22 protein-coding genes and 2 tRNA genes are annotated in these 21,503 nt (G+C 67.2%); 7 read left to right on the forward strand and 17 right to left on the reverse strand.

Annotated features, from left to right (window positions below):
- Positions 1-59 precede the first annotated feature (59 nt).
- The 13 genes from ACOYR3_RS13380 to uvrB all read right to left on the reverse strand — a co-directional run bounded on the left by ACOYR3_RS13380 (position 60) and on the right by uvrB (position 11,517).
- A complete protein-coding gene (locus ACOYR3_RS13380) occupies positions 60-1,166 on the reverse strand; it encodes an NAD(P)/FAD-dependent oxidoreductase (RefSeq protein WP_422842864.1) in 1,107 nt (368 codons plus the stop codon).
- A gap of 37 nt (positions 1,167-1,203) precedes the next feature.
- On the reverse strand, positions 1,204-2,241 hold the full coding sequence (locus tag ACOYR3_RS13385) for a histone deacetylase family protein (protein ID WP_422842865.1): 1,038 nt from the start codon (positions 2,239-2,241) through the stop codon (positions 1,204-1,206).
- A 240-nt stretch (positions 2,242-2,481) separates the two neighbouring features.
- Positions 2,482-2,556: transfer RNA gene (locus ACOYR3_RS13390), tRNA-Val, on the reverse strand.
- Positions 2,557-2,606: 50 nt separating this feature from the next.
- Positions 2,607-2,681 (reverse strand) — tRNA-Val (locus ACOYR3_RS13395).
- Between the two features lie 37 nt (positions 2,682-2,718).
- The gene (dnaQ, locus tag ACOYR3_RS13400; RefSeq protein WP_422842866.1) at positions 2,719-3,432 is read right to left on the reverse strand and encodes a DNA polymerase III subunit epsilon; all 714 of its coding nucleotides are present in this window, start codon (positions 3,430-3,432) and stop codon (positions 2,719-2,721) included.
- An 86-nt stretch (positions 3,433-3,518) separates the two neighbouring features.
- Positions 3,519-3,857, reverse strand: coding sequence for an ISC system 2Fe-2S type ferredoxin (gene fdx, locus ACOYR3_RS13405; RefSeq protein WP_422842867.1), 339 nt, complete (start codon positions 3,855-3,857; stop codon positions 3,519-3,521).
- 41 nt (positions 3,858-3,898) lie between these two features.
- Positions 3,899-5,773, reverse strand: a complete 1,875-nt coding sequence (gene hscA / locus ACOYR3_RS13410) for a Fe-S protein assembly chaperone HscA (protein ID WP_422842868.1) — start codon at positions 5,771-5,773, stop codon at positions 3,899-3,901.
- A 65-nt stretch (positions 5,774-5,838) separates the two neighbouring features.
- A complete protein-coding gene (hscB, locus tag ACOYR3_RS13415; RefSeq protein ID WP_422842869.1) occupies positions 5,839-6,357 on the reverse strand; it encodes a Fe-S protein assembly co-chaperone HscB in 519 nt (172 codons plus the stop codon).
- Between the two features lie 119 nt (positions 6,358-6,476).
- Positions 6,477-6,800 carry an iron-sulfur cluster assembly protein IscA gene (iscA, locus tag ACOYR3_RS13420; protein ID WP_422842870.1) on the reverse strand — a complete coding sequence of 108 codons (324 nt, stop codon included), beginning with the start codon at positions 6,798-6,800 and terminating at the stop codon, positions 6,477-6,479.
- Between the two features lie 15 nt (positions 6,801-6,815).
- Positions 6,816-7,211, reverse strand: a complete 396-nt coding sequence (iscU, locus tag ACOYR3_RS13425) for a Fe-S cluster assembly scaffold IscU (protein ID WP_291487644.1) — start codon at positions 7,209-7,211, stop codon at positions 6,816-6,818.
- Positions 7,212-7,262: 51 nt separating this feature from the next.
- Complete coding sequence (locus ACOYR3_RS13430) at positions 7,263-8,483, reverse strand: IscS subfamily cysteine desulfurase (RefSeq protein WP_422842871.1); 1,221 nt, start codon at positions 8,481-8,483, stop codon at positions 7,263-7,265.
- 113 nt (positions 8,484-8,596) lie between these two features.
- Positions 8,597-9,133 (reverse strand): Fe-S cluster assembly transcriptional regulator IscR, encoded by a 537-nt coding sequence (gene iscR / locus ACOYR3_RS13435; protein WP_291487648.1) that lies wholly within the window; start codon positions 9,131-9,133, stop codon positions 8,597-8,599.
- 293 nt (positions 9,134-9,426) lie between these two features.
- Positions 9,427-11,517, reverse strand: a complete 2,091-nt coding sequence (uvrB, locus tag ACOYR3_RS13440; RefSeq protein ID WP_422842872.1) for an excinuclease ABC subunit UvrB — start codon at positions 11,515-11,517, stop codon at positions 9,427-9,429.
- Positions 11,518-11,622: 105 nt separating this feature from the next.
- Here uvrB and ACOYR3_RS13445 point away from each other — a divergent pair, with 105 nt between their 5' ends.
- Together ACOYR3_RS13445 and ACOYR3_RS13450 are read left to right on the forward strand one after the other, a co-directional pair.
- Positions 11,623-12,831, forward strand: coding sequence for an amino acid aminotransferase (locus tag ACOYR3_RS13445; protein ID WP_422842873.1), 1,209 nt, complete (start codon positions 11,623-11,625; stop codon positions 12,829-12,831).
- Between the two features lie 37 nt (positions 12,832-12,868).
- The gene (locus ACOYR3_RS13450; protein WP_422842874.1) at positions 12,869-13,420 is read left to right on the forward strand and encodes a nucleotidyltransferase family protein; all 552 of its coding nucleotides are present in this window, start codon (positions 12,869-12,871) and stop codon (positions 13,418-13,420) included.
- Here ACOYR3_RS13450 and ACOYR3_RS13455 read toward each other — a convergent pair.
- On the reverse strand, positions 13,401-13,457 hold the full coding sequence (locus ACOYR3_RS13455; protein WP_422846589.1) for a hypothetical protein: 57 nt from the start codon (positions 13,455-13,457) through the stop codon (positions 13,401-13,403). The two genes, ACOYR3_RS13450 and ACOYR3_RS13455, sit on opposite strands and share 20 nt — an antisense overlap.
- Positions 13,458-13,474: 17 nt before the next feature.
- A complete protein-coding gene (gene ygiD / locus ACOYR3_RS13460; RefSeq protein WP_422846590.1) occupies positions 13,475-14,383 on the reverse strand; it encodes a 4,5-DOPA dioxygenase extradiol in 909 nt (302 codons plus the stop codon).
- 127 nt (positions 14,384-14,510) lie between these two features.
- Here ygiD and ACOYR3_RS13465 point away from each other — a divergent pair, with 127 nt between their 5' ends.
- From ACOYR3_RS13465 to ACOYR3_RS13475, 3 genes are all read left to right on the forward strand, one after another.
- A complete protein-coding gene (locus ACOYR3_RS13465) occupies positions 14,511-15,401 on the forward strand; it encodes a CoA transferase (protein WP_422842875.1) in 891 nt (296 codons plus the stop codon).
- A gap of 157 nt (positions 15,402-15,558) precedes the next feature.
- Positions 15,559-15,879: a DUF1294 domain-containing protein gene (locus ACOYR3_RS13470; protein ID WP_422842876.1), complete on the forward strand. Its 321-nt coding sequence runs from the start codon at positions 15,559-15,561 to the stop codon at positions 15,877-15,879.
- A gap of 198 nt (positions 15,880-16,077) precedes the next feature.
- Positions 16,078-16,578 carry a hypothetical protein gene (locus ACOYR3_RS13475; protein WP_422842877.1) on the forward strand — a complete coding sequence of 167 codons (501 nt, stop codon included), beginning with the start codon at positions 16,078-16,080 and terminating at the stop codon, positions 16,576-16,578.
- Between the two features lie 71 nt (positions 16,579-16,649).
- Here the strand turns inward: ACOYR3_RS13475 and ACOYR3_RS13480 are convergent, their stop codons facing one another.
- Positions 16,650-19,124, reverse strand: a complete 2,475-nt coding sequence (locus ACOYR3_RS13480; protein ID WP_422842878.1) for a YgiQ family radical SAM protein — start codon at positions 19,122-19,124, stop codon at positions 16,650-16,652.
- Between the two features lie 178 nt (positions 19,125-19,302).
- Between ACOYR3_RS13480 and ACOYR3_RS13485 the strand changes: the two genes are divergently transcribed.
- A complete protein-coding gene (locus tag ACOYR3_RS13485) occupies positions 19,303-20,286 on the forward strand; it encodes a bifunctional helix-turn-helix transcriptional regulator/GNAT family N-acetyltransferase (protein WP_422842879.1) in 984 nt (327 codons plus the stop codon).
- A 30-nt stretch (positions 20,287-20,316) separates the two neighbouring features.
- On the opposite strand, the gene ACOYR3_RS13490 is transcribed toward ACOYR3_RS13485, so the two are convergent.
- Entirely contained in the window at positions 20,317-20,520 is a 204-nt protein-coding gene (locus ACOYR3_RS13490) for a hypothetical protein (protein ID WP_422842880.1), read from the reverse strand.
- Positions 20,521-20,721: 201 nt separating this feature from the next.
- On the opposite strand from ACOYR3_RS13490, the gene ACOYR3_RS13495 reads away from it, so the two are divergent.
- A complete protein-coding gene (locus ACOYR3_RS13495) occupies positions 20,722-21,318 on the forward strand; it encodes an IMPACT family protein (protein ID WP_422842881.1) in 597 nt (198 codons plus the stop codon).
- Positions 21,319-21,503 lie beyond the last annotated feature (185 nt).

A 21,503-nucleotide genomic window follows, 5' to 3' on the forward strand; every position in this document is an offset into this window, starting at 1 on the left:
AGGCAACAGATGACGTACATCATGCCAAGGGGCCGATGCGGGCCCGGAATGCCGGAACGTCACACCATCGCGGCTACATGCTCGGCAATGGCCAGTGCGCTGGTGAGGCCCGGCGATTCGATGCCGAACAGGTTCACCAACCCGGCCACGCCATGAACGCCCGGGCCCTGGATCACGAAATCCGCCGCGGGCTCGCCCGGCCCGCTGATCTTCGGGCGCATGCCGGCATAGCCGGGCGCCAGGGCACCGTCGCGCAGCCCGGGCCAGTACTTGCGCACCTCGGCGTAGAACGCCTCGCCTCGGGACGGGTCGACCAGCAGGTCACCCGGAGCATCCACCCACTGCACGTCCGGGCCGAACTTGGCCTGCCCGCCCAGGTCCAGGGTCAGGTGCACGCCCAACCCGGCGGCCTCGGGTACGGGGTAGATGAGCCGGCTGAAGGGCGCCTTGCCGGACAAGGTAAAGTAGCTGCCTTTGGCGAAATAGGCGGCGGGGATGTGCTGCGCGGCCAGCCCCGCAAAGCGCCGCGCCAGTGCGGGAGCCTGCAGGCCCGCCGCATTCACCACCGTGCGGGCCCGCAGCTGCACTCCGCCGGAAGCTACCAAATTGATAGCACCTTGCGCATATTCTGCACGCTCCAGCGGCGAATTGAGTGCCACCAGGCCGCCGGCGTGCTCCAGGTCGCCCTGCAGCGCCAGCATGAAGGCGTGGCTGTCCACGATGCCGGTGCTGGGCGAATGCAAGGCGGCCACGCATTCCAGCGCCGGCTCCATGGCCCGGGCTTCGTCGCGGTCCACCCACCGCAGGTCGCGCACGCCGTTGGCCTGCGCATGCGCCTCGATCGCGTGCAGGCGCGCCAGCTGGTCCTGCGCCGTAGCCACCACCAGTTTGCCGCAGCGCCGGTACGGCACGCCCCGCTCCTCGCAGTACGCATAAAGCCTTTCGCGGCCCTGCACGCACAGGCGCGCCTTGAGGGAGCCGGTGGGGTAGTACAGCCCGGCATGGATGACTTCGCTGTTGCGCGAGCTCGTGCCGGTGCCGATGGCGTCTGCGGCCTCCAGCACCATCACTTCGCGCCCTTGCAAGGCCAACGCCCGCGCCACCGCCAAGCCGACAACGCCCGCCCCCACCACGACGCAATCGACTCTTTCCACCGTGTCCACCATGGGTTCCTTCCTTGTTCGTTGCATTGGGGCCGGCGCCTCAGGCCTGCTCGAACCCGTCCAGCACGTTGACGGCATTCGTGCCCAGCTCTGCGGCGGCGTAGCCGCCCTCCAGCACGAAGACGGTGGGCAGCCCCAGCCGCGCAAGGCGCTCGCCCAGGCGGCTGAAGTCGGACGATGCCAGGGTGAACCGGGAGATGGGGTCGCCCTCGAAGGTGTCCAGCCCCAGCGACACCACCAGGGCGTCTGCGGCGTGGCCCGCAATCCGCGCGCACGCCGCTTCCAGCGCTGCAAACCAGCCCTGCGCGCCGGTGCCGGCGGGCAACGGCAGGTTGCAGTTGAAGCCCAGGCCCTCCCCCGCGCCGGTCTCGTCCGCGTGGCCGAGATAGAACGGGTATTCCGTGCGCGGATCGCCGTGGATGCTGACGAAGAGCACATCCGCACGGTCGTAAAAGATGCTTTGCGTGCCGTTGCCGTGGTGGTAGTCAACGTCCAGCACGGCCACCCGGCAGGCGCCCTGCTGGCGCAACCCTTGCGCCGCCACCGCCGCGTTGTTCAAGAAGCAGTAGCCGCCCATGAAGTCCGGCCCGGCATGGTGGCCGGGCGGGCGCGTGCAGCAGAACGCTGCCCGGGCGCCCCGGGCCACGCGCTGGGCCGCGCTGGCGGCCGCGTCCGCGCCGGTCTTGGCGGCAGTCCAGGTGCCGGCGGCCATAGGGGTCCCGTTGTCCATGGAGTACAGGCCCAGGCGGGCCACAAAGTTCTCGGGCTCCACGTCGCTGCGCAAGGTGCGCACGGGCCACACGGACGGGAACGGCTGCACCTGGGCATTGGCCGCATCCAGGGCCACCCACTGCGCCCAGGCCGTCTGCAAGAAGGCAAGGTAGCGCGGGGCATGCACCGCGTTCAAAGCTGCCGTGCTGTCCGCATCGGGCGCCACCAGCGCATGGCCGCGCTGGCGCAAGGCGTCTTCGACAAAATCGGCGCGCGCCGGCTTTTCAAAACAGGGCACGCGCTCGCCGCGGAAGAACTCGTACACCGGGGCATGCCCCGGGTGGGCTGGATTGTGGAAGGTGATCATGAAGGCCTCGGAATGGGCACTGCAAGGCTGGTGGGAGGCGCTCTCGGCGGCTTGCAGGCACAAGCCATGCAGCACCTCGGCAACTTTGGGGGGGCACGTTGGAGGCACGGCCGCGCGGCGTTCCCACCGTCTTTGAACAGGCACCACGACTGTATCCGCACCGCCGAGCTCCGCCAGCGTGCCAGACCGCATGAACCCAAGAAAAAACCCCTGCAGACCGGAATCTGCAGGGGTTGGTATTGGTGGGTGATACATGGATCGAACATGTGACCCCTGCCGTGTGAAGGCAGTGCTCTACCGCTGAGCTAATCACCCGGCGCCGGCATTCTGCGGGGCAGAACACTTTTGCAACGGTGTCGACAACGTGGTGGGTGATACATGGATCGAACATGTGACCCCTGCCGTGTGAAGGCAGTGCTCTACCGCTGAGCTAATCACCCGTGTCGTTGCGACAGCCAGCTATTATGGCACAGCTTTTTACGCTGGCTGAGCAGTTCGCCAAATTGTTTTGCCTCCACTGGCCTTGTCGATTTGCGCGAGCACCTCGTCGTGGGCCGCAAGCTCCTGCTCGCTGGCCCGCAGCACCGGCAAGGCGAGCGCCCGCAGATCGACGGCCGCCACCTTCAGGCCCACGCCGCTGTCCTGTGCGTCATCGGCGATCAGCAGCGCATCCTGGCCGCGCGTGAGGTTGATGTAGACATCGGCCAGCAGCTCCGCATCCAGCAAGGCGCCGTGCAGGGTACGGCCGGAGTTGTCCACGCCCAGGCGGTCGCACAGGGCGTCCAGCGAGTTCCGCTTGCCCGGGTACATCTCCTTGGCCATGGCCAGGGTGTCGGTGATGCTCTCCACATAGGTCGGAAAGGCGGGCCGCCCGGTCAGCTCAAGCTCCTTGTTCAGAAAGCCGACGTCGAACGCTGCGTTGTGGATGATGATCTCCGCGCCCTGCAGGTATTGCAGGATGTCGTCGACCAGCTCCGCGAACTTTGGCTTGTCCCGCAGGAACTCGTTGCTGATGCCGTGCACCTTCAGCGCGTCCTCGTGGCTGTCCCGCCCGGGGTTGAAGTACAGGTGCAGGTTGTTGCCGGTGAGCTTGCGGTTGAGCAGCTCCACGCAGCCCAGTTCAATGATGCGGTCCCCGCCTTCGGCCGACAGGCCGGTGGTTTCCGTGTCCAGGACGATCTGGCGGGTCATACAGCCCCCCACGCTGGGCACTTCGTGTCCTCGTGGCCCCCCAGGGGGGCCTGTGCTGCCTTGGGGCGGCCGGGCGCTGCGCTCATTTAGTGGTTCTCCTTGGCGTGGTTGATGGTGTACTTGGGAATCTCCACCACCAGGTCCTGCTGCGCGAGGATGGCCTGGCACGACAGGCGCGACTGGGGTTCCAGCCCCCAGGCGCGGTCCAGCAGATCCTCTTCTTCCTCCTCGGCGGGATTCAGCGATGCCAGGCCCTGGCGCACGATCACGTGGCAGGTGGTGCAGGCGCAGCTCATGTCGCAGGCGTGCTCGATGTTGATGTGGTTGTCCAGCAGCGCTTCGCAGACCGAGGTGCCCGCGGGGGCGGTGATCTCGGCGCCCGCGGGGCAGTACTCGGGATGGGGAAGAATCTTGATGACGGGCATGGGGGTGGGGTTTCTGGTTCGGCGAGGGCCCTTGCAGGCCCTCAGAGAGTCTGCACGTTCTTGCCAGCCAGGGCGTGCTGGATGCCCCGGTTCATGCGCTGCGCCGCGAACGCCTCCGTGCCCTTGGCCAGGGCTTCGGTGGCGGCTTCGATGCGGGCCGCGTCGTCGCTGTCGTGCAGGTGGCGCAGCGCGACCATCAGCGCGTCGATGTCCTCCCGCTCGCGGGGGCTCAGCAGGTCGCCGTCGGCATCCAGTGCGCCCTGGGTAGCGATCAGCATGCGGTCGGCATCCACGCGCGCCTCGACCACGGCGCGGGCCTTCATGTCCTGCGCAGCCGTGGCAAAGCCGTCCTGCAGCATGCGCGCGATCTGGTCGTCCGAGAGGCCGTACGACGGCTTCACGTCGATGCGCGCCTCCACGCCGCTGCCCTGCTCGCGCGCGCTCACGCTCAGCAGGCCATCCGCATCCACGGTGAAGGTGACGCGAATGCGCGCCGCTCCTGCGGCCATCGGCGGAATGCCGCGCAGCTCGAAACGCGCCAGGCTGCGGCAGTCCTGCACCAGGTCGCGCTCGCCCTGCACCACATGGATGGCCAGCGCGGTCTGGCCGTCCTTGTAGGTGGTGAAATCCTGCGCCTTGGCGGTGGGAATGGTCTCGTTGCGCGAGACGATGCGCTCCACCAGCCCGCCCATGGTCTCGATGCCCAGCGACAGCGGAATCACGTCCAGCAACAGCAGGTCGCCGGCCGTGTTGTTGCCCGCCAGCTGGTTGGCCTGGATGGCTGCCCCGAGGGCGACGACCTCGTCCGGGTTCAGGTTGGTCAACGGGGGCTTGCCAAAGAATTCCTCCACGGCGCGCTGGACCTGCGGCATGCGCGTGGAGCCGCCGACCATCACCACCCCTTGCACTTCATCGCGCGCCAGACGGGCATCGCGCAGGGCACGGCGCACGGCCGCCATGGAGCGGGCGGTCAGGTCGGCCGTGGCGGCCTCGAAATCCGATCGTTTCACATCAAAACGAACGTCAGCGCCCGCCAGATGGGCGCAGAAAGCTACAGTTTCTGCAGCAGTCAATGCTTCCTTGCAGGCCCGCGCCGCCAGGCGCACGGCCGACTTGTCCGCGGGCGTGGCGGCTTGCAGGCCCAGTTGCCCGAGCACCCATTCCGCCAGGGCGGCATCGTAGTCGTCACCGCCCAGGGCGGAATCCCCGCCCGTCGCGATGACCTCGAACACGCCGCGGGTCAGGCGCAGGATGGAGATATCGAAGGTGCCGCCGCCCAGGTCGTACACGGCATAGACGCCTTCGCTCGCGTTGTCCAGGCCGTAGGCAATCGCGGCGGCAGTGGGCTCGTTGATCAGGCGCAGCAGGTGGATGCCTGCGAGCCGGGCCGCGTCCTTGGTGGCCTGGCGCTGGGCATCGTCAAAGTAGGCGGGCACGGTAATGACGGCGCCGTACAGATCGGCGTCGAAGGTGTCTTCTGCGCGAAACCGCAGCGTGGCCAGAATCTCCGCGCTGACTTCGACCGGCGACTTGTTGCCCGCCACCGTTGCGAGGCTGACCATGCCCTGCGCGCCGCCACCGGCCGCGTCGGAGACAAAGTCGTACGGCAGCGCGCCGGCCTGCGCAACGTCGCCCAGGCCCCGGCCCATGAAGCGCTTGACGGAGGCAATGGTGTTGCGCGCGTCGGCGCTCTGCGCGGCGACAGCGTCGTGGCCGATCTGCCGCCCGCCGTTTTCCAGGTAGCGCACCACCGAAGGCAGCAGCACCCTGCCCTGCGCATCCGGCAGGCATTCGGCCACGCCGTTGCGCACGGCGGCCACCAGGGAATGGGTGGTGCCCAGGTCAATGCCCACGGCAATGCGCCGCTGGTGAGGGTCAGGGGACTGACCGGGTTCGGAAATCTGCAAAAGCGCCATGAAAGTCGGATCTCAACGTGACGGGCCGCCACGGCAATGCGGAGCCCGAAAAAAGCAAAACCTGGCTATTGTCCCAGTTGCTCCCGGCGGCGCTCGATGTCGTCGCCAAATCGCGCAATGAACATGAGGGCTCTGACCTGGCGGGCGGCCCCCGCGTAGTCCTGCTGGCCGTCGATGCACCGTGCGCATTCGGCCAGGGCGGCACGGTGCGCGTCTTGCACGGCGTCATCCAGCGCATCCAGGGCACTTTCGGCGCGGGCTTCTTCCAGGGCTTCGCGCCACTCCATCTGCTGCATCAGAAACGCCGCGGGCATGGCCGTGTTGTCCTCGGCGCGAATGGGCGCACCGTGCAGCTCGCACAGGTAGGCCGCCCGGCGCATGGGGTCCTTCAAACGCTGGTACGCCTCGTTGATGCGCACGGACCACTGCATGGCCACCCGCTGCGCTGCCGGGCCCTGCGCCGCAAACTTGTCCGGATGGGCTTCGCGCTGCAGTTCCTTCCAGCGCGCATCAATGGCACCACGGTCTTGCTCCATGCGACGGGGCAGGCCAAACAGTTCGAAATCGTCGGATTGCAGGTTCATGCAGCCCAGGCCCGGTGACGGGCCTGCTCTTTCAAGGAAAAAACATGAAAAAACCGCCAGCACATACGCGGTGGCGGTTGGGTAGTGTGTCACTCCACGGACCGGGTAAGCCCGTGCGCTCAGACGCGGAAGCTCTCTCCACAGCCGCAGCGGTCCCGCTCGTTGGGGTTGTTGAACTTGAAGCCCTCGTTCAGGCCCTCGCGCACGTAGTCCAGCTCGGTGCCGTCGATGTATGCCAGGCTCTTGGGGTCGATGAGGACCTTGACCCCATGGTTCTCGAACACCAGATCTTCCGGTTCGCTCGAGTCCACGTACTCCAGCTTGTAGGCAAGCCCGGAGCAGCCCGTCGTCTTGACGCCCAGGCGCACGCCCACGCCCTTGCCACGCCGGGCAAGGTAGCGGGTGACGTGCCGGGCAGCAGCTTCTGTCAGCGTAATGGCCATGGCACTCTTCATCGCTCAGGCCACGGTGGCGGCGTGCTTGGTCTTGTAGTCGAGCACGGCCGCCTTGATGGCGTCTTCTGCCAGGATGGAACAGTGGATCTTCACCGGCGGCAGCGCCAGCTCCTCGGCGATCTCGCTGTTCTTGAGCGCGGCGGCTTCGTCCAGCGTCTTGCCCTTGACCCATTCGGTCACCAGGGACGACGACGCGATGGCGGAGCCGCAGCCATACGTCTTGAAACGCGCATCTTCGATTACGCCCGTCTGGGGATTCACCTTGATCTGCAGCTTCATCACGTCGCCGCAGGCCGGTGCGCCCACCATGCCGGTGCCCACCGAGTCGTCGCCCTTGTCGAACGAGCCCACGTTGCGGGGATTTTCGTAATGGTCAACTACCTTGTCCGAGTAAGCCATGATGTGTACCTCTTCAATTCTTCAAAATGCCGGGGGGCGCCGAGCGCCCGCTCAGTGCGCAGCCCACTGGATTGTGCTGAGATCGACGCCGTCCTTGTACATCTCCCACAGCGGGCTCAGTTCGCGCAGGCGCGCCACGTTTTCGCGGATGGTGGTGATGGCATAGTCGATCTCCTCCTGCGTCGTGAAGCGGCCGATCGTCATGCGCAGGCTGCTGTGGGCCAGCTCGTCGCTGCGGCCCAGGGCGCGCAGCACATAGCTGGGCTCCAGGCTGGCCGACGTGCAGGCCGACCCCGACGACACGGCCAGGCCCTTGATCCCCATGATGAGCGACTCGCCTTCGACGAAGTTGAAGCTCATGTTCAGGTTCTGCGGCACGCGGCGCTCCAGGCTGCCATTGATGAACACCTGTTCGATGTCCTTGAGCCCGTCGAGCAGGCGCTGCTGCAGCGCACGGGCCTTGGCATTGCCCTCGGCCATCTCGGCCTTGGCGATACGGAAGGCCTCGCCCATGCCCACGATCTGGTGCGTGGGCAACGTACCGGAGCGCATGCCCCGCTCATGGCCGCCACCATGCATCTGGGCCTCCAGCCGCACGCGGGGCTTGCGGCGCACGTACAGCGCACCGATGCCCTTGGGGCCGTAGGTCTTGTGGGCGGTCATGCTCATCAGGTCGATGGGCAGCACGTCCATGTCGATGTCCACCCGGCCCGTGGCCTGGGCGGCGTCCACGTGCAGCAGGATGCCCTTCTCGCGGCACAGCGCGCCAATGGCGGGGATGTCCTGGATGACGCCGATTTCGTTGTTCACGAACAGGATGCTGATCAGCACCGTGTCGGGGCGGATGGCCGCCTTGAGCTTGTCCAGGTCCACCAGGCCGTCTTCCTGCACGTCCAGGTAGGTCACCTCAAAGCCCTGGCGTTCCAGCTCGCGCATGGTGTCCAGCACCGCCTTGTGCTCGGTCTTGAGGGTGATGAGGTGCTTGCCCTTGCCCTGGTAGAAGTGGGCAGCGCCCTTGAGCGCCAGGTTGATGGATTCGGTGGCGCCGCTGGTCCACACGATCTCGCGCGGATCGGCATGGATCAGGTCGGCCACCTGGGCACGCGCCTTCTCCACGGCTTCCTCGGCCTCCCAGCCCCAGGCGTGACTGCGCGACGCCGGGTTGCCGAAATGCTCGCGCAACCAGGGAATCATGGCGTCGACCACCCGGGGGTCCACGGGTGTGGTGGCGCCATAGTCGAGATAGATGGGGAAGTGCGGAGTCATGTCCATGGCTGGCTCAGGGGTTGCTTCTGGCTGGCAAACAAGAAGAAAACAAAAATTAACAATCTCAGAAATCGCTCAGAGCGGCGCCGACCCCAGGGCCGGCCGCTGCGCTGGGAAGATCAGGATTTGGCGAACGCGTTGCCCAGGGCAAAGACCGAGTTGGGCGCATTCACGCGGATGGGCTTGACCACCGGCGTCGTGGAGATGGCGCGGCGCACGACCGGCTTGTCCTCGATCTGCACGCCCTTGGCGATCTGCTCGTCCACCAGCTTTTGCAAGGTGACGGAATCCAGAAACTCCACCATGCGCTGGTTGAGCGAAGCCCACAGCTCGTGCGTCATGCAGCGGCCCGCATCGCCCAGGCAGTTTTCCTTGCCGCCGCACTGGGTTGCATCGATGGGCTCGTCCACCGAAACGATGATGTCGGCCACCGTGATGTCCCCGGCTTTGCGCGCCAGCGTGTACCCGCCGCCGGGCCCGCGGGTAGACTCCACGAGTTCATGGCGGCGCAGCTTGCCGAACAGCTGCTCCAGGTAGGACAGCGAAATCTGCTGGCGCTGGCTGATGGCGGCCAACGTGACAGGACCGTTGTTCTGGCGCAGGGCCAGGTCAATCATGGCGGTGACCGCAAAACGGCCTTTGGTTGTGAGACGCATCGCAAGCTCCTTGTGCTAAGGCTTGTCCGTTGTAGAAACCGCCGTGCCGGCCGCAGCCCGCAAGGCACCGTCTCCGCCCCTACCCTGCCCCCGTGTTACGGTGCAGAGCCCTTCATCGCTAGGCTGTTTTCTTGAGTGTTTTGTGGGAGTATACCACAAATCCCTATCGAATTTGTCAGGATAAGAGACGGTCCAGTTACCAATTGACCGGGTAGGTAACTTCTATGGAACGGCCGGCCTGCCGGCTGGGTGCGCGAAGCCAGCTTCCCGCCGCGGCGCCCACTTGCGAGCGTTTAGAGCCCTACGGCATCGCCGCCGTGCGCACCAAAAGCCTGGTCCTTGAGCCGCGACAGCTGGTCGCGCACGCGGGCGGCCTGCTCGAACTCCAGGTTGCGGGCATGGTCGAGCATCTGCTTTTCCAGGCGCTTGATCTCGCGGGCGACATCCTTCTCGGACATGTCCTCCACCTTGGCGCGCTGCAGGGCCTCCTGCTCCGCCCGCTCGGCGTCCTTGCCCGCTTTTTCGCTGTACACGCCGTCAATCAGGTCTCGCACCCGCTTGACAACGCCGCGCGGAGTGATGCCATGCTCCTTGTTGTAGGCGATCTGCTTGGCGCGGCGGCGTTCCGTTTCGCCGATGGCTTTCTTCATCGAATCGGTCATCCGGTCCGCGTACAGGATGGCGTGGCCGTTGAGATTGCGGGCCGCGCGGCCGATGGTCTGGATCAGGCTGCGCTCGGCGCGCAGGAAGCCCTCCTTGTCAGCGTCCAGGATGGCCACCAGCGACACCTCGGGAATGTCCAGCCCCTCGCGCAGCAGGTTGATGCCCACCAGCACGTCAAACGCGCCCAGGCGCAGGTCGCGGATGATTTCCACCCGTTCCACCGTGTCCACGTCGCTGTGCAGGTAGCGCACCTTCACGCCGTTGTCGGTCAGGTAGTCGGTGAGCTGCTCGGCCATGCGCTTGGTCAGGGTGGTGATCAGCACGCGCTCGCGCTTGTCGATGCGGATGCGGATTTCCTGCAGCACGTCATCGACCTGGTGGGTGGCTGGGCGCACCTCCACCAGCGGGTCGACCAGCCCCGTGGGCCGCACCACCTGGTCCACCACCTGGCCGGAATGGGTCTTTTCGTAGTCCGCGGGCGTGGCCGAGACAAAGATCACCTGGCGCATGCGCTGCTCGAATTCCTCGAACTTCAGCGGCCGGTTGTCCAGTGCGGACGGCAGGCGAAAGCCATATTCCACCAGGGTGGTCTTGCGCGCGCGGTCGCCGTTGTACATGGCGCTGAGCTGGCCGATCATCTGGTGGCTTTCGTCCAGGAACATGATCGAATCCTTGGGCATGTAGTCGGTCAGCGTGCTGGGCGGGTCGCCCGGCGCCGCGCCCGACAGGTGGCGCGTGTAGTTCTCGATGCCCTTGCAGTGGCCCACCTCGCTGAGCATTTCCAGGTCAAACCGGGTGCGCTGCTCCAGCCGCTGCGCTTCCACCAGCTTGCCGTCGGCCAGCAACTGCTGCAGGCGCTCGGCCAATTCAATCTTGATGGTCTCCACGGCCGCCAGCACTTTGTCACGCGGGGTGACGTAGTGGCTGCTGGGGTACACGGTGAAGCGCGGGATCTTCTGCTTGACGCGGCCGGTGAGCGGGTCGAACAGCTGCAGGCTTTCTATTTCGTCGTCAAACAGCTCGATGCGGATGGCCAGCTCGGAATGCTCGGCAGGGAACACGTCAATGGTATCGCCCCGCACGCGGAACTTGCCGCGCGCGAAGTCCTGCTCGTTGCGCTGGTACTGCATGCGGATGAGCTGGGCGATCACGTCGCGCTGGCCCAGCTTGTCGCCCACGCGCAGCGTCATCACCATGCGGTGGTAGCTTTCGGGCTCGCCGATGCCGTAGATGGCCGAGACGGTGGCCACGATCACCACGTCGCGCCGCTCCATGAGGCTCTTGGTGCACGACAGCCGCATCTGCTCGATGTGCTCGTTGATGGCGCTGTCCTTCTCGATGAACAGGTCGCGCTGCGGCACGTACGCCTCGGGCTGGTAGTAGTCGTAGTAGCTGACGAAGTACTCCACAGCGTTCTTGGGGAAGAACTCGCGGAACTCGCTGTACAACTGCGCGGCCAGCGTCTTGTTGGGCGCAAAGACGATGGCCGGGCGGCCCATGCGGGCGATCACGTTGGCCATGGTGAACGTTTTGCCCGAGCCGGTCACGCCCAGCAGGGTCTGGAAGGCCTCGCCGTCGTTCAGCCCCTCCACCAGCTTGTTGATGGCCTCGGGCTGGTCGCCCGCGGGCGGGTACGGCTGGAACAGCTCGAACGGTGAATCGGGAAAGCGCACGAAAGTGCCTTCTTGCTTTTCCGTGATGACTTCAGAGAGATCCGGCATGGGCGCAGTCAACGAGTGGTAGGGAGCGGCCGTTAAAATTGGCTGAACCCGGCACACTACACCACGCCCGGATTCTTCGCTACTGACAACCTTTCAAGGATCTACATGTCTCTGTTCACCGCCGTCGAAATGGCCCCCCGCGACCCCATCCTGGGTCTGAACGAGCAATTCGCTGCCGATACCAACCCCAACAAGGTCAACCTGGGCGTGGGCGTGTATTTCGATGACAACGGCAAGCTGCCCCTGCTGCAGTGCGTGCAAGCGGCCGAAAAGGCCATGATGGACAAGCCCACCGCCCGCGGCTACCTGCCCATCGACGGTATCGCCGCCTACGACGCTGCCGTGAAGGGCCTGGTGTTCGGTGCGGACTCCGACGTGGTCAAGAGCGGCCGCGTGGCCACCGTACAGGCCATCGGCGGCACCGGCGGCCTGAAGATCGGTGCCGACTTTCTCAAGAAGATCAGCCCCAACGCCACCGTGCTGATCTCCGACCCCAGCTGGGAAAACCACCGCGCGCTGTTCACCAATGCCGGTTTCACGGTGGACACCTACCCCTACTTCGACCAGAGCGCCAACGGCGGCCTGGGCGGCATCAACTTCGACGGCATGCTGGCCAAGCTGAAGGCCGCCGCCGCCGGCACCATCGTGCTGCTGCACGCTTGCTGCCACAACCCCACCGGCTACGACATCACCCCCGCCCAGTGGGACCAGGTGATTGCCGTGGTGAAGGAACGCAACCTCACCGCCTTCCTGGACATGGCCTATCAAGGCTTTGGCTACGGCATTGCCGAGGACGGCGCCGTGATTGGCAAGTTCGTGGCCGCCGGCCTGAACATCTTTGTCTCCACCAGCTTCTCCAAGAGCTTCAGCCTGTACGGCGAGCGCGTGGGCGCCCTGAGCGTGGTGGGCAGCACCAAGGAAGAAACCGACCGCGTGCTGAGCCAGCTGAAGATCGCCATCCGCACCAACTATTCCAACCCACCCACCCACGGTGGCGCCATCGTGGCCGCCGTGCTGGGCAACCCCGAGCTGCGTGCTCTGTGGGAAAAGGAACTGGGCGAGATGCGCGTGCGCATCAAGGCCATGCGCCAGAAGCTGGTGGACGGCCTCAAGGCCGCGGGCGTGACCAAGGACATGTCCTTCATCACCACGCAGATCGGCATGTTCAGCTACTCGGGCCTCTCCAAGGACCAGATGGTGCGCCTGCGCAGCGAGTTTGGCGTCTACGGCACCGACACCGGCCGCATGTGCGTGGCGGCGCTGAACAGCAAGAACATCGACTACGTCTGCCAGGCCATTGCAAAGGTCATCTGAGCACCAAGAGATCGAAGCGGCGCTTGAGCGCCGCTTTGTGAGCGAAACGCTCCAGAACCCGCACAACGCGGCCCTTCTGGAGCGTTTGCCGCTTCTGGGCCTGCCAGATGCCTGGCTGGTGGCGGGTTGCCTGTTCCAGACGGTGTGGAACCTGCGCTCGGGCCAGGCGCCCACGGCACACATCAAGGATTACGACCTGTTCTACTTCGACGCAGCGGACCTGTCCGCCGCGGCCGAGCAGCAGGTGCAGGTCCGCGCCGCCGCGCTTTTTGCCGACCTGCCCATCACGGTGGAAGCCAAGAACCAGGCGCGCGTGCACCTGTGGTACGAAGAATGGTTCGGCTACCCCTACACCGCCCTGCAGTCGGCGCACGATGGCATCGGGCGGTTTCTGGTGCCGGGCACCTGCGTGGGCTTGCAGCCCGATCCAGCGGGACATGCGCCCCGGCAGTACGCCCCCTACGGGCTGCAAGAGCTGTACGCCGGCATCCTGCGCCCCAACCCGGCATGCCCGCACCTGCCGCTGTTCGAGGCCAAGGCCCGCAGCTACCGCGAGCGCTGGAGCTGGCTCACGCTGCAATCAGCATGATTTTGGCCTGCAGCGCTTGTGCAGAAAGCGCTGACAGCTATCATTTTTGAAGCATTACCCCCACAGCACAGAGCGCATCGAGATCGACGCGGACTGGAACCCCGTGTTGAAGAAGCGCGGCATTTCCGACGGCAGCACCGCGCCCGCCGCATACAGCAGCGGCAGGTAGTGCTCGTGCGTGGGGTGCGCCTGCCGCGCCACCGCGCCCAGCTGCAGAAAGTCCTGCAGGGCATCGAGCTGGCCCTTCTTGATCTGCTCCTGCACGGTGGTGTCGAACTCGGCGGCCCAGTCATAGGCCTCGTTGGCCGCGGAGCCCCGGCGCGACGCGCGCAGGTTGTGCACCACATTGCCGCTGCCCACGATCAGCACACCCCGCTCGCGCAGGGCCCGCAGCTGCCGGCCCAGGGCGTAATGCTCGGCCGGGGCGCGGCTGTAGTCCATGCTCAGCTGCACCACCGGGATTTGCGCCTGCGGGAACATCGGCTTGAGCACCGACCAGGTGCCGTGGTCCAGCCCCCATTCGCCGTCGTCCACGCCCAGGGCGCCCCCCGTGGCGGGCGACTTCAGCTCGGCCGCCAGGCTGCGCGCCACCTGCGGCGCGCCAGGCGCGGGGTATTGCTGGTCGAACAGCGCCTGCGGGAACCCGCCAAAGTCGTGAATCGTCTTGGGGCTGGCCATGCCGGTGAGCTGCCAGCCGCCGCGCGTGAGCCAGTGGGCCGACACGCACAGGATGAGCTGTGGCTGCGCGGCGCGCGCCATCAACTCCGCGCCCACGGATTGCCAGCTGCGGCGCCAGGCGTTGTCTTCGATGGCGTTCATGGGACTGCCGTGGCCCACGAACAGCACCGGCATGCGGGGCGAAGGCTTGAGCGCCTGCAGCGCAGACGCCGTGGCGGCGCTGCTGAGGGATGCGGTCATGAAGAAAGCTCCCGGGAAAGCGGCCAGCCCCGCGAGGGCGGCCAAAGAGGTTCTGCGTTGCATGGATCAGGGAGCGTAACAAGTTATGTATAACGCGGGAGTGAGCCCGGCCTCCGCCGGAAGTTCCTGCCGCGCCTGCCCAGCAACAACACTCCGAGACAACGTTCCACCCATGACCACCGCCCTGCCCCAGCCCCTGCGCAATGTCCGCGTCCTGAGCCTTGCGCTCAACCTGCCCGGCCCGGCCGCCCTGATGCGTTGCGCACGCATGGGAGCCCTGTGCACCAAGCTCGAACCGCCGCCCGCGCCCGGGCATGCGAGCGCCGACCCCATGGGCATCTACAGCCCGGCCGCCTACGCCACGCTGCACGAAGGGGTACAGGTGCTGCACGCACACCTGAAGACGCCCGAAGGCCAGGCCGCGCTGCACGAAGAGCTGGCCCGTACCGACGTGCTGATCACCTCCTTCCGCCCCTCGGCGCTGGCCAAGCTGGGCCTGTCATGGGAAGCGCTGCAAGCGAAATATCCGCGCCTGTCGCTGGTGCGCATCGTGGGCGCGGCGGCCGACCGTGCCGAAGAGCCTGGGCACGACCTCACCTACCTGGCCGACGCCGGCCTGGTGACGGGCACCGAGATGCCGCCCACGCTGTACGCCGACATGGGCGGCGCCCTGATGGCCAGCGAAGCGGTGCTGCAAGCCCTGCTGGAGCGCGCCCATACCGGCCGCGGCGTGTGCATGGAGGTCGCCCTGGCCGACGCCGCCGCCTGGCTGGCCCAGCCGCGCACCTGGGGGCTGACCACGCCCGACGGCGATGTGGGCGGCCACCACGCGGGCTACCGCATCTACCCCTGCGCCGACGGCCGCGTGGCCGTGGCCGCGCTGGAACCCCACTTTGCCGCCCGCCTGTGCGCCGCCGCCGGCCTGCCGGCAACGGGCGAACCCGAGGTGCTTCGCGCCCCCGCCACCCACGCGGCCCTGGCGGCCTTCCTGCGCACGCAGACCCGCGCCCAGCTGGACGCGCTGGCGGTGGCGCAGGACATTCCGCTGCACACCCTGGCCTGAGGGATTGCCCGCGCCCATGCAAAAACAAGGCTCCACGCGGCGTACGGCGGCAAAGCCGCCTGCGGGCCGGCCGCAGGCTCCGCGCCGCCCACGCCCGCCCTCCTCTTCAGCCAGCGAACCGCCCGCCGCGGCCGGGGCAGCGCTGATCCAGCTGCTCATGCTGGGCTGGGTAGCCCTGCTGGCGTGGAGCGTCTGGGCCGGGCGGCTGCCGGTGTGGGTGCTGGGTGCGGCCGTCGGCGTGAACCTGCTCACCTTCCTGGTCTACGCCATCGACAAGCGCGCCGCGCAAACCGGCCAATGGCGCACCCGCGAAAGCCAATTGCACCTGCTGAGCCTGGCCGGCGGCTGGCCGGGGGCGTGGCTGGCCCAGCAAGGGTTGCGGCACAAGTCCCGCAAGCAGCCGTTCCGCGCGGTGTACTGGGCCACCGCGGGCCTGCACTGCGCGGCACTCGCAGCCTGGGTGGGCAGCGGGCGGTAGCAGTTCGCCACCCGCCCCCAAAAGGCAACTCTCTTTTTGATAGCTGGTAGCGCTTGCCAGATAAGCGCTAGCGCCATTTTTCCTCAATGTTTCCGCCTCTCCGGGGCCGTACTGACGCCCAAAATGCCCGCCGGCCTACACCGCGCCGCCGCGGGCCCGATTTCAATTCAGAGGGTCGCAACACATCGGGAGATGCCCATGAAACCCCTCGTTCTTGATTCCACCATGACCAACATGGGCGGCGTGTTCTACCCCACCGGCCATGTGTTCGCGCTGTTTCCTGACGAGGACTGCGTGCGCCAGGCTGCCAGCGCGCTGCAGGCGGCAGGCCACCAGGGCGATACGGCTTATGCCAGCCCCGAATTCATCCTGGAAGAAATCGTGCGCACGCTGGGCACGGCCGACGCGCCCATGCCGTCGGTGGGCGCGGAAGGCGACATGGTGCGCCGCATCGCGGACCTGGCAGGCAGGGGCTACCACGGCCTGCTGATTTCCATGGGCAGCAAGGACGCGCCGGAACGCCTGGTGGACGCCATCCGGCCCCAGGGCGCCGTGACGGCGTTTTACTACCGCACCTTCATCATCGAAGACCTGATCCCCCAACAGCCGCTGGACAACTCGCCACAGTCCGTCGTGGTGGGCACGCACGCAGCCAAGGGCGACATGCACCCCACGGTGAACGGCGACCCACCGCGCTGACGCAGCGCTTCCGCCCGCAGGGACCGGGAACGCTCTGCCCGGCCGAAATCGCGCGGTGACCCGCTCGGCAGTTACCGGGGCTTGCGCTTGGCGGAAGGTTTGGCCGCGCCGGTGGCCCGGGGCGGGAGCCCCGTGTGCTGGGTCAGCATGCGCCCTGGCTTGGGCTGCGTGGCGCGGAAGCGCACGTCTTCCTTCGGCTCGTGCGTTTCCTGGGTGCGCGGGCGCAGGGCCACCGCCTTGCCGTCCTTGTTGATCGCGTAGCCCAAGCCACCGCCACCTTTGCCGGAGGTGCTGTTCTTCTTGCGCGCGCTCTGGTAGCCGCCATCGGTCATCGGCTGAAAGGTGGGGATCAGATGGTGCTTGCCGTTGCCGATCAGGTCCGCCCGGCCCATGGCCTTGAGCGCCTCGCGCAGCAGCGGCCAGTTGTTGGGGTCGTGGTAGCGCAGGAAGGCCTTGTGCAGGCGGCGGCGCTTCTCGCCGCGCACGATGTCCACGGACTCGTCCGCCTCGTCACGCATCTGCCGGCGCACCTTGGTGAGCGTGTTGCGGCCCGAGTGGTACATGGCGGTGGCGGTGGCCATGGGGCTGGGGTAGAAGGTCTGCACCTGGTCGGCACGGAAACCGTTCTTCTTCAGCCAGATGGCGAGGTTCATCATGTCCTCGTCGCTCGTGCCCGGGTGCGCGGCGATGAAGTACGGGATGAGGAACTGCTTCTTGCCCGCCTCTTCGCTGAACTTCTCGAACATCTGCTTGAAGCGGTCGTAGCTGCCGATGCCCGGCTTCATCATCTTGGTCAGCGGCCCCTGCTCGGTGTGCTCGGGCGCGATCTTCAGATACCCGCCCACGTGGTGCTGTACCAGTTCCTTGACGTACTCGGGCGACTTCACGGCCAGGTCGTAGCGCAGGCCCGAGCCGATCAGGATCTTCTTGATGCCCTTGAGCGCGCGGCCGCGGCGGTAGATCTTGATGAGCGGGCCGTGGTCGGTGGTGAGGTTCTGGCAGATGCCGGGGTACACGCAGCTGGGCTTGCGGCAGGCGGCCTCGATCTCGGGGCTGCGGCAGCCCAGGCGGTACATGTTGGCCGTGGGGCCGCCCAGGTCGCTGATGGTGCCGGTGAAGCCCTTGACCTTGTCGCGGATGTCCTCGATCTCCTGGATGATGGAATCCTCCGACCGGCTCTGGATGATGCGGCCTTCGTGCTCGGTGATGGAGCAGAAGGTGCAGCCGCCAAAGCAGCCGCGCATGATGTTGATCGAGAAGCGGATCATCTCCCACGCGGGAATCTTGGTGGCGCCGTCGTGGCTGCCGTTCTCATCGGCGTAGCTGGGGTGTGGGCTGCGGGCGTAGGGCAGATCAAACACGTAGTCCATCTCGGCCGTGGTGAGCGGGATGGGCGGCGGGTTGATCCACACATCGCGCGCCGTCACGCCCTCGCCGTGGGCCTGCACCAGGGCGCGGGCGTTGCCGGGGTTGGTCTCCAGGTGCAGCACGCGGTTGGCGTGGGCGTACAGCACGGGGTCGCTTTTCACCTGCTCGTAGCTGGGCAGGCGGATCACGGTCTTGTCGCGCGGGGGAGCCTTCAGCCTGGCCTTGAGCGCGGGGTTGGCCACGAACTGGATCGGCTGGATCGCTGGGTTCGGGTCATTTTGGCCGCCAGCGACCGTCCCACAATCGCTGGCAGCTCCTGAATCAGGAGCATCTCCAGCGTCTTCCTTGCTGCAGCTGGCGCCCTGCGAGGCCGCCTGCTCGCTGGTGGTCATGTAGGGGTTGATGTGCGGCTCCACGCGGCCGGGCTCGTCCACCGTGGTGGAGTCGATCTCGAACCAGCCCTTGCCACTTTCATCATCCGGCCGGCGCACAAAGGCCGTGCCGCGCACGTCGGTGATCTGCTCCACCGGCACGCGCGCGGCGATGCGGTGAGCCACTTCGACCAGCGCACGCTCGGCGTTGCCGTACAGCAGCAGGTCGCACTTGCTGTCCACCACGATGGAGCGGCGCACCTTGTCGCTCCAGTAGTCGTAGTGGGCGATGCGGCGCAGGCTGCCTTCGATGCCGCCCAGGATGATGGGCACGTCCTTGTACGCCTCGCGGCAGCGCTGGCTGTAGACGATGGCCGCGCGGTCGGGGCGCTTGCCGCCCACGTCGCCGGGGGTGTAGGCGTCGTCGCTGCGGATCTTCCGGTCGGCGGTATACCGGTTGATCATCGAATCCATGTTGCCCGCCGTCACGCCCCAGAACAGGTTGGGCTTGCCCAGCACCTTGAAGGGCTCGGCGCTTTGCCAGTCCGGCTGGGCAATGATGCCCACGCGAAAGCCCTGCGCCTCCAGCGTGCGGCCGATCACGGCCATGCCGAAGCTCGGGTGGTCCACGTACGCGTCGCCGGTCACCAGGATGATGTCGCAGCTGTCCCAGCCCAGCTTGTCCATCTCGGCGCGGCTCACCGGCAGGAACGGAGCTGTACCAAAGCGCTTGGCCCAGTACGGACGGTAGCTGGTCAAGGGCTTTGCGGCGCGCGCAAAAAAGGAGACGTCGACGGGGGCGTTCATGCTGGTGCGGAGGGCGCGGCCGGCCCCGGGGCGGACGGGGGCTTTCTGGGGCGCGGCAGTGGTGGGTAACCCGCAATTTTAGGCGGGCAGGGCTTTTTTGTCGCCCTGGCCTGGCTTGCCCCTGCCCCGGGCAGGTTTGATGCCACGCGCCATATACTTGCCTCAGTCAATCAATTACATGACCAAGGCATTCAAGTACCCCTCGCACCTGCCCGCTGTGCCGGACGATACGCCCCCGATTCCCGCCGACGCGGTCAAGGCCGTTCGCCAGTTCAACCGGTTCTTCACCCGGCGCATCGGCGTGCTGGATCCGTACCTGGGCAGCAAGCTGTCGCTGACCGAGGTGCGGGTGCTGTACGAGCTGGCGCACCGCGAGGTCCCCGTCGCCAGCGAACTGGCGCGCGAGCTGGGGCTGGACGGCGGGTATCTCAGCCGCATCCTGCGCCGCTTCGAGACGGCAGGGTGGATCACCCGCCGCGCCAGCCCGCGCGATGCACGCCAAAACGTGCTGGCGCTGACCGACGCCGGCCGCGCCACGTTCGAGCCGCTGCAGCAACGCTCGCGCGACGAGGCCGCGGCGCTGCTGGCCCCGCTGGCACCCCACCGGCGCCAGGAGGTGGTCGACGCCATGCAGCGCATCGAAGCGCTGCTGGAGCCGCCGGCGCTTCCCGCGCCACGCTCCCCGCTGGCCGTGCTGCGCGAGCCCGTGCCCGGCGACATCGGGTGGGTGGTGCAGCAGCACGGGGAGATCTACTGGCGCGAGTACGGCTGGGACAGCCGCTTCGAGGCCCTGGTTGCGGACATTGCCGCCCAGTTCATCACCCGGTTCCAGCCGGGGTGGGAGCGCTGCTGGATTGCGGAGCTGGAGGGCGAACGCGTCGGCGCCGTGTTTGTGGTGCGCAAGTCGGCCACGGTGGCCCAGCTGCGCATGCTCATCCTGGCGCCCCGGGCCCGCGGCCTGGGCCTGGGCGCCCGCCTGGCGGACGAGTGCATCGCCTTTGCACGCGGCAAGGGCTACAAGAAGATGGTGCTGTGGACCAACAGCTGCCTCACCGCAGCCCGCGGCATCTATGCCCAGCGCGGCTTCCGCTTGGTCAAGTCAGAGCCGTACGAGGGATTTGGGCAACAGCTCGTGGGCGAGCACTGGGAGCTCAAGCTCTGAGGGAGCCACGGGCGCACCGGCATCCGCCCGCTACCACTCGCCGGTTTCGCGCACCCGCTGGGCCAGGTCTGGCACGGATTCGTCCACCTCGGCCGCGGCCTCCCCCTCCGCCAGCCCCGCGACGGCGGCACTTTCGCCCGGCCCGGCCGCTGCGGGACGGGGCAGGAACCGGCCCCACACGCGGCGGGTCAGCGTTTGCGGCGAGGGCATGGCGGCAAAGGGCAAGGCAAGCATGGCGGCTCCTGGGTAGGGGGTGTTGCTTTGAAAACCGTAGCGAAACTTTAAGCTGCGCGCGCCGTGCGCCCGTGTAGGAAGGAACGCCATTGCCGCGTGTGACGCGAGGCACACCGCAGCGTGCACGGCGGCAGGGCCGGCCCGCATCCCGTGGGCTCGCGCGCGAAGGCCGGGCCAGCGGTGCCCTAAACTGTTCGCCCCATGCCCTACACCCTGGCCGCCCCGGCCCACAGCGAACTCATCATCAAGAAAAGCCGCTTCATTGGCTGCGTGCAGCCCATGGCCGACCGGGCCAGCGCGCAGGCGGTGGTCGACGCCCTATGGCAACAGCACCCCGGCGCCGCGCACATCTGCTGGGCCCTGCTGGCGGGCGGGCAGTCCGCCGCGGTGGACGACGGCGAGCCCGGCGGGACTGCCGGGCGCCCCATGCTGGACGTGCTGCGCCACCAGGACCTGGAAGGCGTGCTGGCCACGGTGGTGCGCTACTTTGGCGGGGTGAAGCTGGGTGCCGGCGGCTTGGTGCGCGCCTATACCGATACCGTGGCCCAGGCACTCCTGCCGGTGCAGAAAGTGCCCTTGCAGCGGATGAAGACGCTGGCCTGCGAAGTGCCCTACGCCCTGGAAGGCCTGCTGCGGCGCGAGCTCGCGGCAGCGGGGGCCGAACTGCTGCAGGTGGAACACGGCTCGCAGGTGAGCATGGAACTGCGGCTGGTGGAAGCACAGGCGGCGGCCTTCGTGCAGCGCGTCAACGATGCCGGCCAGGGCCGCGTGGGGTGGCTCACGGCGCAGGCCGACTGACGCGCCCGCCAGGGCCGCCCCGCCACCCGGGCCGCTCCACCGCAGCCACCTGCCACGGCCTTGGCTGCCGGCCAGTGCCCAAAAAGGGCTGTGCGCCTACAGCCCGGGGGGGCGTCCCACACGACACTAGTCCCCTGAACCGGACAAACCGGCGGACTGGAACCCCATGGCCCTGGAGACAAGCC

The organism is Acidovorax sp. M2(2025) (assembly GCF_049330835.1).
In the GTDB taxonomy this organism is placed as follows: domain Bacteria; phylum Pseudomonadota; class Gammaproteobacteria; order Burkholderiales; family Burkholderiaceae_C; genus Acidovorax.

Coding starts and splice junctions, on each gene's coding strand:
- ACOYR3_RS13470 (WP_422842876.1), top strand. CDS start 15,559: ATGCTGGGCTGGGTAGCCCTGCTGGCGTGGAGCGTCTGGGCCGGGCGG.
- ACOYR3_RS13380 (WP_422842864.1), bottom strand. CDS start 1,166: ATGGTGGACACGGTGGAAAGAGTCGATTGCGTCGTGGTGGGGGCGGGC.
- iscU (WP_291487644.1), bottom strand. CDS start 7,211: ATGGCTTACTCGGACAAGGTAGTTGACCATTACGAAAATCCCCGCAAC.
- hscA (WP_422842868.1), bottom strand. CDS start 5,773: ATGGCGCTTTTGCAGATTTCCGAACCCGGTCAGTCCCCTGACCCTCAC.
- ACOYR3_RS13485 (WP_422842879.1), top strand. CDS start 19,303: ATGACCAAGGCATTCAAGTACCCCTCGCACCTGCCCGCTGTGCCGGAC.
- ACOYR3_RS13495 (WP_422842881.1), top strand. CDS start 20,722: ATGCCCTACACCCTGGCCGCCCCGGCCCACAGCGAACTCATCATCAAG.
- ACOYR3_RS13480 (WP_422842878.1), bottom strand. CDS start 19,124: ATGAACGCCCCCGTCGACGTCTCCTTTTTTGCGCGCGCCGCAAAGCCC.
- ACOYR3_RS13475 (WP_422842877.1), top strand. CDS start 16,078: ATGAAACCCCTCGTTCTTGATTCCACCATGACCAACATGGGCGGCGTG.
- iscA (WP_422842870.1), bottom strand. CDS start 6,800: ATGGCCATTACGCTGACAGAAGCTGCTGCCCGGCACGTCACCCGCTAC.
- ACOYR3_RS13490 (WP_422842880.1), bottom strand. CDS start 20,520: ATGCTTGCCTTGCCCTTTGCCGCCATGCCCTCGCCGCAAACGCTGACC.
- uvrB (WP_422842872.1), bottom strand. CDS start 11,517: ATGCCGGATCTCTCTGAAGTCATCACGGAAAAGCAAGAAGGCACTTTC.
- hscB (WP_422842869.1), bottom strand. CDS start 6,357: ATGAACCTGCAATCCGACGATTTCGAACTGTTTGGCCTGCCCCGTCGC.
- ACOYR3_RS13465 (WP_422842875.1), top strand. CDS start 14,511: ATGACCACCGCCCTGCCCCAGCCCCTGCGCAATGTCCGCGTCCTGAGC.
- fdx (WP_422842867.1), bottom strand. CDS start 3,857: ATGCCCGTCATCAAGATTCTTCCCCATCCCGAGTACTGCCCCGCGGGC.
- iscR (WP_291487648.1), bottom strand. CDS start 9,133: ATGCGTCTCACAACCAAAGGCCGTTTTGCGGTCACCGCCATGATTGAC.
- ACOYR3_RS13430 (WP_422842871.1), bottom strand. CDS start 8,483: ATGGACATGACTCCGCACTTCCCCATCTATCTCGACTATGGCGCCACC.
- dnaQ (WP_422842866.1), bottom strand. CDS start 3,432: ATGACCCGCCAGATCGTCCTGGACACGGAAACCACCGGCCTGTCGGCC.
- ACOYR3_RS13445 (WP_422842873.1), top strand. CDS start 11,623: ATGTCTCTGTTCACCGCCGTCGAAATGGCCCCCCGCGACCCCATCCTG.
- ACOYR3_RS13385 (WP_422842865.1), bottom strand. CDS start 2,241: ATGATCACCTTCCACAATCCAGCCCACCCGGGGCATGCCCCGGTGTAC.